Below are 11815 nucleotides of genomic sequence, written 5' to 3'. Positions count from 1 at the left end.
ATCAGGATTAACGTGAAGAACCAGCGTGGTGTTGCCTTACTGACTATTCTGTTTATGGTCGTCATCGCCAGTATTATGGCGATGGGCATTTTAAACCAGCAACAGCGTATGCTTCAGGAAGGCAGTATTTTGCTGCGACAGGATCAGGCCTGGATTTATGCCAAATCTGGTGAATACTTTTTATCTGAACTTTTAATCAATGATGCCAGAAACAGCAAAAATAACGATAACCTGAGTGAGCAATGGGCGCAGCCACTTCCTCCTTTTCCAGTTGAGGATGGGACGGTAACGGGCCGTTTACTGGATCAGTCTGCGCGCTTTAACCTGAATAATCTTTACCATGATGGCGCACCCGATAAAGAGGCTTTTGAATTTTTGGGACGCTTGCTCAAGCGAGTCGGCCTGGCGCCAGAGCTGGCTCAAAGTGTGCTGGACTGGCAGGACCCGGATGACACCGTCACTGGTGCAATGGGCGCAGAAGACAGCTTTTATCTGGGGCAGCAGCCGGGTTATGTGGCAGCTAACCGGCCTTTTTTACAGGTAGAGGAATTACGGCAAGTGCGTGGGTTTGATCAGCGCAGCTATGACTTAATTGCCCCTTATATTACGGCAGTACCATATTTTAGCCCTATAAATGTCAATACTGCGTCTGCCATGCTGCTAAGTGCCATAAGTGATGATCTACAAATTAGTCAGGTGCAAGAGTGGGTTAATCAGCGAGATCAGGGGATGCAATATCTGGATCAGGTCGGAACACTATGGACACAACCAGCATTTAAAATTGCGAAAAAGCCGGACACACCAGCAGAGAACATAGACCGATTGCTGGCTATACAAAGTGAATTCTTTCAGGCGCAGATTATTGTGAGCTTATCAGGCCGCAAACGCTACTTAACCAGTAACCTGTATCGTCAGGGCGAAAATGTGATGGCCTATCAGCGTCATCAGATGCCAATTCCAGCGCTGGCCAGCAGTAGCCAGAATGCACTGGAGCTTTTGCAGCAGGCCATCAAGCAGTAGCTTTATGTGGGATTATTTTGCCTAATCAATTGACTCATAAAGTTGTGCAAATGACCAGCAACAAACCAGCCATGAATCCCTGCGCATAAGCACTAAAATTGACTTATAATCATCCTAATTAGTCATCTGGCTTTTTGCAGGGTAAATCACAGGATTAACAACAATGCTTATCCGCAAACTTTTCAAGTTTGAAAATGCTCATATTGTACGCAACTGTACCTCTGACCGTTGCCGACGTTCTATTCATGGTCATAGCTATCAGGTCGAGCTGATTTTATCTGCCAACAGACTGGATCATGGCCAAATGGTTTATGACTTTGGTTTATTAAAAGGGGTTATCAAGGATTTGATTGATAGCTTTGATCATGCCATCTGTTTCTGGAGCAAGGATGATGCAGGCTATATAGAGGCCTGCAAAACTTATAGCGCGCGCTGGATCAGCTTGCCAGTATCACCCTCGGCAGAACAGTTTTCCCGCGTTTTCTTTTTTCTGGCAGATCAGGTGCTTCAACAAACCACCACCCAGAATGGAGAAGGCGATGTACAGGTACATTCTGTGATTGTGCACGAAACGGCCACGGGTTATGCACAGTGTTTTCGGGAAGACATTGAAAATGTGCAAATGGGCCTGTTAACCCTGCAAGAGATTGAATTTTCTGAACAGGTTCAGCAGGAATGGGCTAATCCCCAGATGTATGAACAACTTAAGCAGGGCATTAGCTTTTTAAATCCTGAAGTGACTCCGCAGGTTGTTTTACAGGCTTAGTTTGAGGATTAAGCCGCTATAAGCCAGTTTTACTAAGCTCTATATTTCTTATTATTGCTGAATCCATGTCATTGAATTCAGCATATTTTAATTAAAGATAATTACTAGCATAATATCCTAGTGTAAATTTAAATATTACCAAAATTTATTCCATCTGATCTATGCACAATTATTCACGACTAACCTGTAATTCAAACAAAGCAGCAATGACATCAGCACGGCCAATAATACCCTCCAGCCTGCGTTCATCACTCACTACAGGTAAATAATGAAAACCTTTATCAGTAAAGAAAGGAATTAAATCACTTAAAGGCTGGTCAGCTTTCACAGTAAATACCTTGCGCTCCATCACCTGATACACATACTGCGCCGGACCATCCAGATGAGTTCTAAATCCCACATAGCCATCATAAATCTGCATAAGATGATAAACCGATAGGCTTCCAACCAGTTGATGCTGCTCATTGAGTACAGGCAGACTCATCAGGTTGTTCTGTTCAAACAAGGACAGGGCAGTGACCAGTGAATCATCGGCTTTTAGGTATAAGACATTTTTGGTCATAATATCCTGACAGCGGACATTTCCTGTAATGCGCTGATATGCTTGTTGCTGCGCCTCAAACATGAGCTCTTTTAAATCACTGGCATTAATATCCAGCAACTCGGCATGCTTGTTCATCACTTGCTGAAAATCTTCAGATGTCACACCCAGACGGTCACTGGGCAGGGGATTGGTAACATGGGTTTTAACATCCTGCTGTATGGATGGATGCGGATAACGGCGACCTATTAAATTGTTAAACAGCAGTGCCGCAAGCAACATGAGCGCCGAATTGATCGCCACAGGCCACAGGGCAAATCCATATCCCAGTTCGTATACCGCAGGGCCGCCCAGTACGGCAGTCATGGCAATGGCACCACTGGGCGGATGCAGACAGCGCAGGCCAATCATCACAAAAATTGCCAGTCCAACTGCAACACTCAAGGCAAGATTAATATTTACAAATGTATGGGCTGCCCAGACGCCGATCAGACTGGCCACCAGATTGCCGCCCAGAATTGACCAGGGCTGTGCTAAAGGACTTGCTGGTACTGCAAATAACAATACTGCCGAGGCACCCATTGGCGCCACAAACCAGGGATTAACCGATCCCAGTACCAGATGACTGACTAATGAAGACAACAATAAACCCAGAAATGCGCCAAGTGCGCTAAAGGCCTGTTCTTTTGGTTTAACCTGATTAAAACTAATTCCCAGATTTGACAGTAGATAACGTAAAGTAAGATTGGTTGAGTTCTTCAAAAGTCATAGCCTGTATTCCAATGTTTAGATTTTAAGGGTATAAATATATATTTGTCGTACATATTTACTGATAACAGTTAGAAAAAACACTAATATTAAGGCTCACATGGTTATTGATGCTGATTTCTTGAACAAAAAATAACAATAGAGTGGTATTTTCAAAGGCTTTAAGCCTATTAAGCTTGATTTAAAGGTATAATTACAGTGCTAAAAAAAGCACTGCATTTGTGTGAAAAATCATTGAAGTAAAAGGGAGAGCGCAGTGAATCAGGAAGAGACCATACTGGACCGGGTAAAGCTTGATCCGAGCTGGAAGCAGCCTCTCACTGATATTCTGGTTAGCGATACCATGACGCAGCTGCGTGATTTTTTATCCACGCAAAAGCAGGAAAAACAGGTTATTTATCCGCCTAGTCCTTTAATCTTTAGTGCACTAAATACCACCCCGCTTGATGAAGTCAAAGTCGTGATTTTAGGACAGGATCCTTATCATGGGCCTAATCAGGCTAATGGCATGTCATTCTCAGTGCAGCGCGGGGTTCCACTACCGCCTTCCTTGAAAAATATTTATCAGGAACTGTATAACGATCTGGGCGTTCCACCTGCCAGACATGGTGATTTATCCGGCTGGGCCCGGCAGGGTGTATTACTCCTAAACAGCGTATTGACAGTCAATGCAGGCGCACCAACGTCTCATCAGAATAAAGGCTGGGAAGATTTTACAGATCGTGTTATTGATGTCATTAATGAAAAGACCGAACATACGGTTTTCATTTTATGGGGTGCTTACGCACAGCGTAAAGGCAAGCGCATTGATAGCAGCAAACATTTAATTTTAAAGGCGGCCCATCCATCACCATTGGCCGCCAATCGGGGTGGTTTTTTTGGCTGTAAAGTGTTTTCAAAAACAAACCAGTATTTGAGCCAGCATGGAAAAGCACCTATTCAATGGCAATTGGACGAATGAGTAATCACTACATGATAAACCTAACTGAGCATCCAGACTTAATTGTAGAACACATTGGCAATGGCTGGACGCTGGTACGCCTGAATCGTCCAAAATCCTTGCATGCCTTGGATGAAGCGTTGGCCAAAGCATTATTGGATGTATTTGCAACCTTAAAAACCGATGAGCAGACCACAGCCATCTGGCTCGATAGCACTACACCCAAAGCATTTTGTGCCGGTGGTGATGTACGCAAATTGCGGCAACTTATCCTTAATGATGAAGTTACTGCCGCGCATGGTTTTTTTAAAGAAGAGTATGCACTTGACCTTGCTTTGCACCAGTATCCGAAGCCTGTCGTGGTCTGGGGAGAAGGTTATGTAATGGGCGGCGGCATGGGGCTGTTCATGGCTGCTCCATTTCGGCTAGTAACACCCTATTCACGACTGGCAATGCCAGAAATCAACATTGGCCTGTATCCAGATGTGGGTGCTACACGCTTTCTGGCAGAACGTGGGGCGATAGGCCTGTTTCTGGGTCTAACTGGCTCTATCATGAGTGCGTCAGGCGCCTATACTATTGGCTGGGCAACCCATATCAGTGGCGAAACCCGTGAGGAAGTATTGGTCCGTCTTACCCAGATCGACTGGGACGCCTATCCTGCCGGGTCTTTCCGCGCTATTGATGACACACTGGATGCGCTGCATCGCCCACTGTCTGCTGGACCTTTGCAGGATTCACTGGATGTGATTCACAGTGTTTGCCGTGGACAAAGTTTTATGCAGGACTATCAGGCCATCACTAGCTTGATGGAAGCCCGCAGTGACTGGCTGCGTCAGGCAGGTGAGAATCTGGCTAAAGGCTCGCCCTCTACGGCTGCGCTAACCTGGCTATTGTGGCAATGGGGTAAAACAGCACCGGCATGGTCACGTGTGTTTGAACTGGAAAAAACGCTGGCTGAATGGAAAACTGTGCATCCTGACTTTAATGAAGGGGTACGTGCCCGTCTGGTAGATAAGGATTTATCACCGTCATGGCAGGCCAAGTCATTTAATAGCTTAAAAGAAGCATTAGGAACCGTCCCAGTAGCTGATGATCCGGAATGGATGGAAATCCTGCAAAAGTTTGATGTGGTTTGATGTTCATCATATTTAAGGGCCGCGATTTGGCAGACTGGGTATAGTACATTGTTGGCTGAGGTAGATTTCCATAATAGTACGCCAGCGGATAAGCATGCGTACTGGATGCAACAAGCCTTACAACTGGCCCAGCAGGCAGCAAGCTATGGCGAAGTGCCAGTGGGGGCAATACTGGTTCATCATGAGCAGGTCATCGGCTCAGGTTTTAATCAGCCCATTGGATTGCATGATCCTACTGCGCATGCTGAGATCTGTGCGATCCGGGACGCATGCCAGCGCTTGCAAAATTATCGGTTGCCTCTTAATACCACATTGTATGTGACCCTTGAACCTTGCACCCAATGTGTCGGTGCTTTGATTCATGCCCGGGTGCAGCATGTGGTATTTGCTGCATCAGAGCCTCGCGCTGGCTCACTGATTAGCGCCCGCCAACTGATGCAAAGTGGCTTTTATAACCATTTTTTCAGTTTTGAGGGTGGTGTTCTTGCTGAACAGTCACAACAAATACTGAAGCAATTTTTTGCAGCACGTCGTCAAAAATAACATTTCAAACAACCCTCTGATTGTTAACAATTATTGAAAAACCCAGCAATATAAAAAAATTATGATAGGCTAAGGCAATTTTTTTACGACAGATCGATGCTATGGCAAAAATTACCGTTCAACAAAAATTTAAACAATCGCCTGCACAGGTTTTTGAGGCATTTTCCAAACACAGTATTTATAATGATGCGTTTTGGCCAGTACAGGTAGAGCGCATTAAGGATTCTGCTGATCCACAAAACCCGGATGGTCTGGGTTCTGTGCGCCAGATGGGTTTTGGCCCTGTTAAGCCAATTAAAGAGCAAATCATCACGCTAGAACCAAATCAGTTAATTGAATATAAGTTAATTGGCAATCCTTTAATTAAACATCATGTAGGGCGGCTTAAATTTACTACTATTGACGGTGGTACTTTGCTGACTTATGAGATTGAACTCACTGGCAAACTACCTTTAATGTCATTACCTGTTCTGGCTGGTCTAAAAGTTGCGATTGGTGTAGGTCTTGCAAAAATTGCGCGCCAGCTATAAAGCGAATTTCAGGTTATAAGGCGATTATTGCATGTCTGTTTTTGTGATTACAATTGATGGGCCAAGTGGTTCGGGCAAGGGAACACTTGCCGGAAAACTGGCCCGCCATTATGGCTACCACTTTCTGGATTCTGGTGCATTGTACCGATTGCTGGGACTGGCTGCTTATCAGGCTGATCTGTTGCAGGAACCATTAAATTTGCCTGCACTGGAACACCTTGCAGCTTCACTGGATATTCAGTTTATTGTTCAGGATAATCAGGGTACACAGATTTTGCTAAATGGTCAGGATGTTACTGACCAGATCCGTACCGAAGAAGTGGGCAGTATGGCGTCCAAAGTGGCGGTAATTCCAAGTCTGCGTGAAGCCTTATTCAAGCGTCAACGCGATTTTGCCAGAGCGCCGGGACTGGTGGCTGATGGCCGTGATATGGGAACTGTGGTGTTTCCGGACGCCCCTGCCAAGATTTATCTGACTGCCAGTGCAGAGGCCAGGGCAGGCCGTCGTGTAAAACAGTTGCAGGATATGGGGGTAGATGCTAAAATTGATGCCATTTTAGCTGACCTACAGACTCGCGATAAGCGCGATATGGAACGAACCGTTGCGCCGCTTAAACCAGCGCATGATGCCTTGGTTATTGATAGCTCAGTTTTGACAATTGATCAAGTGCTCAAAACACTCATTGATTATATTGACAGCAGATATCAGACTACAGTCAATTCACCATAGCCTGTTATTGGTGCCAGCTTAAACCAGTTGTACAGTTTTTTTATGATAGCCGCGATGATTGATCAGATTCAGGGTCATTGCAGGTTATCTCACTTAATCCCGTACCTGACTGATCCAGGACGGCTTCACTAACCAACAAGGTATACCATGACGGAATCTTTTGCCGCCTTATTTGAAGAAAGCCAATTAAATCTTGACGTCGAAAAAGGCGCAGTGATCCAAGGCACCGTAGTAAACATCGACAGCGACTGGGTAACAGTTGATACCGGTCTTAAGTCTGAAGGTGTAGTGCCGCGTTCAGAGTTTCTAAACGATCAGCGTGAACTGGAAGTTGCTATTGGCGACTCCGTTGACGTCGTGGTTGAAGCGTTAGACAACGGTATGGGTCAAACTGTATTGTCTCGCGAAAAAGCCAAGCGTGCTGAAACCTGGACCAAACTTGAAAAAATCTTTGAAGATGGCGAAATCGTTACCGGCGTTATTTCTGGTAAGGTTAAAGGCGGCTTCACTGTGGACATCGGTCCAGTTCGTGCATTCCTGCCTGGCTCTCTGGTAGATACCCGTCCTATCCGTGATACGACTCACCTGGAAGGTAAGGATCTCGAGTTCAAAGTTATCAAGCTTGATGCCAAGCGCAATAACGTTGTGGTAAGCCGTCGTGCGGTTATGGAAGCCGAAAGCTCTGCAGAGCGTGAAGCACTGCTGGGTCAACTGGAAGAAGGTCAGGTTGTTACTGGCGTAATCAAAAACCTGACAGACTACGGTGCATTCGTTGATCTGGGTGGCATTGATGGCCTGTTGCATATCACTGACATGGCTTGGAAACGCATCAAGCATCCATCTGAAGTGGTAGAAGTTGGTCAGGAAGTGACTGTTAAAGTCCTGAAGTTTGACCGCGAGCGCAACCGTGTATCCTTGGGCCTGAAACAATTAGGTTCTGATCCATGGTTAGAAATCATGAGCCGTTATCCAAAAGGCTCCATTGTTAAGGCACGCGTAACCAATCTGACTGACTACGGCTGCTTTGCAGAAATCGCTGAAGGTGTGGAAGGTCTGGTACACGTATCTGAAATGGATCATACCAACAAAAACATTCATCCATCCAAAGTGGTTCAGATTGGTGATGAAGTTGATGTTATGGTTCTGGAAGTGGACGAAGAGCGTCGTCGTATTTCTCTGGGTATCAAACAAACTCGTGCTAATCCATGGGAAGAGTTTGCCAAGAACCATGAAAAAGGTGAAAAAGTGTCTGGTACTATCAAGTCAATCACTGACTTTGGTATCTTCATTGGCCTGCCTGGTGGTATTGATGGTTTAGTTCACCTGTCTGACATTTCCTGGAACGAAGCTGGCGAAGAAGCCATCCGTCGTTACAAGAAAGGCGACACTGTTGAAGCCGTTATCCTGTCAGTTGATGCAGAAGGCAACCGTATCAGCCTTGGCGTAAAACAACTGAACAACGATCCATTCAATGACTATCTGTCCAAGAATGAGCGCGGTGCTCTGGTTAAAGGTACGATTACTGAAGTTGATGCCCGTGGCGCTACTGTGAAACTGGCTGACGACATCGAAGCAACCTTGAAAGCTTCTGAAATCAATCGTGACCGCGTTGAAGATGCGACCAAGCACTTAAGCATTGGTCAGGAAATCGAAGCCAAGATTATTAATGTTGACCGTAAATCCCGTACCATCAACCTGTCTATCAAGGCAAAAGATGAAGCGGAAGAGCGTGAAGCCATCAATAATCTGCGTACTACCAGCCCAGCTGCTAGTAACCAGGACGCTGGTCCTAAGACTTTGGGCGACCTGATCAAGGCAGCTCAAAACAAGTAAGTGAGAATTAGCACTTACTTTTAATAAAAAGTTGCATTCGGTAGCACAGTGATAATACTCGTGCTACCGAACTATTATAAAAAACTGCTATGATTAACTATCTGAATTTCTAAGAGATTAATCATGACAACGAATGCTTTAAATAAATCTGACCTCATAGAACGGATTGCTGGTAAGCAACCCAACATTTCCGAAGCTGTTGTTGAAGAGGCCATTAAAACCATGCTGGATCAAATGATTGGTACTTTGGCCACCAACAACCGAATCGAAATCCGCGGTTTTGGCAGTTTTGCTTTGCATCATCGTGATCCCCGTGTAGGCCGTAATCCAAAAACTGGTGATTCTGTAAAAGTAGCAGCTAAAGCAGTGCCACACTTTAAACCTGGTAAAGCACTGCGTGATGCAGTGAACGATCCCTTAAATTCCAAATAAGATATAAATTTTCAGCTGGAGAATGCAATGCGCTATGTCTTAATAGTCTTGCTTATCATTATTTTTGGCTATGCGCTTGCATTGGTCCTGCAAAATAGTACTGAGCTACCTGTTGATCTGTTATTTACTCAAGTTCCAACCATGAGAGTGGGTTTATTACTGCTATTAACCCTGATATTAGGAATTGTAGTTGGACTCTTGCTGGGTGTTGTCTTATTCAAGGTCTTTCAACGTAACTGGGAGATCCAGCGCTTGAATCGTGAAATTGATATTTTAAGACAACAGCAAATTCAGGCTGCAAGTGCCGCTGCAATTGCTGCACAGCAGGAAAAATCGGTAGTCGATGTAACTCCCGCTCAACACAAAAGCCCATTATAATGGGCTTTTTTATTGCCTGATGTTTGGATACGATTTTGAGTATTATTGTTGCCCTTGATGTCAATAACCAGCGTGATGCCTTAAGTCTGGCAGATCAGATGGATCCGAAATTATGCCGCCTTAAGGTCGGTAAGGAGTTATTTACACGGCTTGGACCCCAGATTATTCAGGAGTTACATCAGCGGCAGTTCGATGTATTTCTTGACCTTAAATTTCATGATATTCCAAATACTACAGCACAAGCCGTACTGGCAGCCGCTGATCTCGGGGTATGGATGGTTAATGTTCATGCCAGTGGTGGCCGTGAAATGATGGAAACCACGATATCAAGACTTAAAAAGGGCAATTACAATACCCATCTTATTGCCGTTACCGTGCTTACTTCCATGAGTAACGACGATCTTCATGAGCTGGGCATTCAGGCTAATGCAGCAGAGCAGGTGGTTAAACTGGCAGCTTTAACAAAATCCTGTGGGGTAGATGGTGTGGTGTGCTCGGCACAGGAATCAAAAATTCTTAGAGCTCAATTGGGGCCAGATTTTTTATTGGTAACTCCTGGGATTCGGCCAGCTGATAGCGCTACAGATGATCAAAAACGCATTGTTACACCGCAACAGGCCATTCAGGATGGCGTGGACTATATGGTAATTGGTCGTCCGATTACCAAGGCTGATAACCCTCAACAAAAACTTATAGAAATTTATCAGTCTATTCAGTAGCTTTGATAATGATTAAATAAAAAACCGCTTATTCTTTTGTGGAATAGCGGTTTTTAATTTTTCTATCACAATAAGAAACTAATTTAATATCCTAGTGTAGTTTTCTAAAAAATTAATAAATTAAATCCACTAACCCAAATTATAACCAGATAAATTACTTACCAAATTAAATCATCTGGAATCACATAAGCAGCATATGGATCATCCTCATCCATCTGTTTCTCACTCTTGGTATTAGCCACAACAATAAATCCTGTCATTTTTTCATTAATACGATCAGCCAGTGGTCGTGGGAGCAGGGCATAACTATCTTCCAGACGACCAATGGCAACATGGCCAGCGACTATCTGATCATAAAGCTTTTGAGTAATATAAATCTTTTTAATCTTGCCATTATCAACAAACTGATAAGCTATATCTCCATCAGTTTCTTTAAGACGATGCTGCTTAAGCATTTGTATAATATTAGCTTTTAGCGTTTTTTCTTCAAGAGCGCGCTGCTTTTCCAGATTCAGCTGCTGATCTTTTTGTAATTTCTTTCTTTGTGCTTCAGCAAGAGCCTGTTTTACCTCAGCATCAGTTTGCTCACCCGTGCGCTTCGCATGCTGATTTTGTTTATTAATTTGCTGGGCTTTTTTGGTATCAACCAAACCGGCTTTTAAAAGCTGCGCCTGTAGAGCATTTTTAGCCATGATGCAATTACCTTATCTTAAAGAACAGCTTGTTATATTAGCAAAATTTGCTGAGTGCCAATTATTTCTAAAGTGAACTAATGGTTATTTATAAGTTTAACGTAAGCTGTTTTACAGTAGTTTATTAATTGTGAAGGTACAGAATTATTTTAAAACTGCACCTTCGTTAACTCAATTAATTTTTTTAGTTAACTTCTTTTTTTAGGTTAAAAAATGCATTGAGTAAGATCGCTGCAAAAGTTGCTGTGCCAATGCCACCTAGGTCAAATGTTCCAATGTGAAGTGCAAAGTTGCCAGTACCTAAAATTAATGTTGCTGCTGCAATAAGCAGATTTTTATTATTATTAAAATCTACTTGGTTATTAATCCAGATCTTTGCACCAGCAACCGTAATTAAGCCAAAAACCACAATAGAAGCGCCACCTAAAATAGCTGCCCGAATAATACTTATGACGGCACCAAATTTTGGGGATAAACCTAATGCAATAGCTATCAGTGCTGCTACTAGAGTTTTGGCCACGCTGCCAACAGTTGCTGGCGCGAGATTTAAGCCAATAATCATGACAATCGCACCTGTCACTACAGGTGGCATCATTTTTTCAATCCAGTTTGTTCCAGCGAAAACGACAATAGCGCCAATAAGTGCATAGACTAAACTGTACTAGCTCAAACCTGATCTGACAGTTACCCGTTTTGATGATGAGTGTCAGGTTAAATTTGAGCTAGATTCTTTTCAGCCCAAATCTGTTTTCCATCAAGCAATGTTTCCATAGGCGTGCGCCCA

The 11815-nt window shown here is 43.9% G+C and carries 13 protein-coding genes and 1 pseudogene; 11 read left to right on the top strand and 3 right to left on the bottom strand.

Features of this window, described 5'->3' with window-relative positions:
* Nucleotides 1–12: 12 nt before the first annotated feature.
* Both gspK and E2B99_RS14070 read left to right on the top strand, forming a co-directional pair.
* Entirely contained in the window at nucleotides 13–1020 is a 1008-nt protein-coding gene (gspK, locus tag E2B99_RS14075) for a type II secretion system minor pseudopilin GspK (protein WP_134245923.1), read from the top strand.
* Nucleotides 1021–1183: 163 nt separating this feature from the next.
* Nucleotides 1184–1786: a 6-pyruvoyl trahydropterin synthase family protein gene (locus E2B99_RS14070; protein ID WP_134245921.1), complete on the top strand. Its 603-nt coding sequence runs from the start codon at nucleotides 1184–1186 to the stop codon at nucleotides 1784–1786.
* A 169-nt stretch (nucleotides 1787–1955) separates the two neighbouring features.
* On the opposite strand, the gene E2B99_RS14065 is transcribed toward E2B99_RS14070, so the two are convergent.
* Nucleotides 1956–3089, bottom strand: a complete 1134-nt coding sequence (locus tag E2B99_RS14065; protein ID WP_134245919.1) for an HPP family protein — start codon at nucleotides 3087–3089, stop codon at nucleotides 1956–1958.
* A gap of 262 nt (nucleotides 3090–3351) precedes the next feature.
* On the opposite strand from E2B99_RS14065, the gene ung reads away from it, so the two are divergent.
* From ung to pyrF, 9 genes are all read left to right on the top strand, one after another.
* Entirely contained in the window at nucleotides 3352–4056 is a 705-nt protein-coding gene (ung, locus tag E2B99_RS14060) for a uracil-DNA glycosylase (RefSeq protein WP_134245917.1), read from the top strand.
* Nucleotides 4038–5174, top strand: coding sequence for an enoyl-CoA hydratase/isomerase family protein (locus E2B99_RS14055; RefSeq protein ID WP_430981489.1), 1137 nt, complete (start codon nucleotides 4038–4040; stop codon nucleotides 5172–5174). The genes ung and E2B99_RS14055 overlap by 19 nt, the downstream gene beginning before the upstream one ends.
* A gap of 51 nt (nucleotides 5175–5225) precedes the next feature.
* The gene (gene tadA / locus E2B99_RS14050) at nucleotides 5226–5717 is read left to right on the top strand and encodes a tRNA adenosine(34) deaminase TadA (protein WP_276320947.1); all 492 of its coding nucleotides are present in this window, start codon (nucleotides 5226–5228) and stop codon (nucleotides 5715–5717) included.
* 101 nt (nucleotides 5718–5818) lie between these two features.
* A complete protein-coding gene (locus tag E2B99_RS14045; RefSeq protein WP_026470581.1) occupies nucleotides 5819–6247 on the top strand; it encodes an SRPBCC family protein in 429 nt (142 codons plus the stop codon).
* A 31-nt stretch (nucleotides 6248–6278) separates the two neighbouring features.
* Nucleotides 6279–6977: a (d)CMP kinase gene (gene cmk / locus E2B99_RS14040; RefSeq protein ID WP_134245913.1), complete on the top strand. Its 699-nt coding sequence runs from the start codon at nucleotides 6279–6281 to the stop codon at nucleotides 6975–6977.
* Between the two features lie 147 nt (nucleotides 6978–7124).
* The gene (gene rpsA / locus E2B99_RS14035) at nucleotides 7125–8810 is read left to right on the top strand and encodes a 30S ribosomal protein S1 (protein WP_134245911.1); all 1686 of its coding nucleotides are present in this window, start codon (nucleotides 7125–7127) and stop codon (nucleotides 8808–8810) included.
* 123 nt (nucleotides 8811–8933) lie between these two features.
* Entirely contained in the window at nucleotides 8934–9242 is a 309-nt protein-coding gene (gene ihfB, locus E2B99_RS14030) for an integration host factor subunit beta (protein WP_134245909.1), read from the top strand.
* A 27-nt stretch (nucleotides 9243–9269) separates the two neighbouring features.
* A complete protein-coding gene (locus E2B99_RS14025; protein WP_134245907.1) occupies nucleotides 9270–9620 on the top strand; it encodes a lipopolysaccharide assembly protein LapA domain-containing protein in 351 nt (116 codons plus the stop codon).
* 35 nt (nucleotides 9621–9655) lie between these two features.
* A complete protein-coding gene (gene pyrF / locus E2B99_RS14020) occupies nucleotides 9656–10339 on the top strand; it encodes an orotidine-5'-phosphate decarboxylase (RefSeq protein ID WP_134245905.1) in 684 nt (227 codons plus the stop codon).
* A gap of 158 nt (nucleotides 10340–10497) precedes the next feature.
* Here the strand turns inward: pyrF and E2B99_RS14015 are convergent, their stop codons facing one another.
* Entirely contained in the window at nucleotides 10498–11031 is a 534-nt protein-coding gene (locus E2B99_RS14015) for a DUF2058 domain-containing protein (protein WP_134245903.1), read from the bottom strand.
* Nucleotides 11032–11215: 184 nt separating this feature from the next.
* Nucleotides 11216–11686 (bottom strand): annotated as a pseudogene (locus E2B99_RS14010) (solute carrier family 23 protein); the annotation flags it as partial.
* Between the last annotated feature and the right edge of the window lie 129 nt (nucleotides 11687–11815).

The organism is Alkanindiges illinoisensis (assembly GCF_004377485.1).
GTDB lineage: Bacteria > Pseudomonadota > Gammaproteobacteria > Pseudomonadales > Moraxellaceae > Alkanindiges > Alkanindiges illinoisensis_A.
This window is presented reverse-complemented; position numbering and strand designations above follow the sequence as displayed.

What these genes read in the sequence shown, in the direction of transcription:
- E2B99_RS14045 (WP_026470581.1), top strand. Translation starts at nt 5,819, where the DNA reads ATGGCAAAAATTACCGTTCAACAAAAATTTAAACAATCGCCTGCACAG.
- cmk (WP_134245913.1), top strand. Translation starts at nt 6,279, where the DNA reads ATGTCTGTTTTTGTGATTACAATTGATGGGCCAAGTGGTTCGGGCAAG.
- rpsA (WP_134245911.1), top strand. Translation starts at nt 7,125, where the DNA reads ATGACGGAATCTTTTGCCGCCTTATTTGAAGAAAGCCAATTAAATCTT.
- E2B99_RS14025 (WP_134245907.1), top strand. Translation starts at nt 9,270, where the DNA reads ATGCGCTATGTCTTAATAGTCTTGCTTATCATTATTTTTGGCTATGCG.
- ihfB (WP_134245909.1), top strand. Translation starts at nt 8,934, where the DNA reads ATGACAACGAATGCTTTAAATAAATCTGACCTCATAGAACGGATTGCT.
- E2B99_RS14015 (WP_134245903.1), bottom strand. Translation starts at nt 11,031, where the DNA reads ATGGCTAAAAATGCTCTACAGGCGCAGCTTTTAAAAGCCGGTTTGGTT.
- E2B99_RS14055 (WP_430981489.1), top strand. Translation starts at nt 4,038, where the DNA reads ATGGCAATTGGACGAATGAGTAATCACTACATGATAAACCTAACTGAG.
- E2B99_RS14070 (WP_134245921.1), top strand. Translation starts at nt 1,184, where the DNA reads ATGCTTATCCGCAAACTTTTCAAGTTTGAAAATGCTCATATTGTACGC.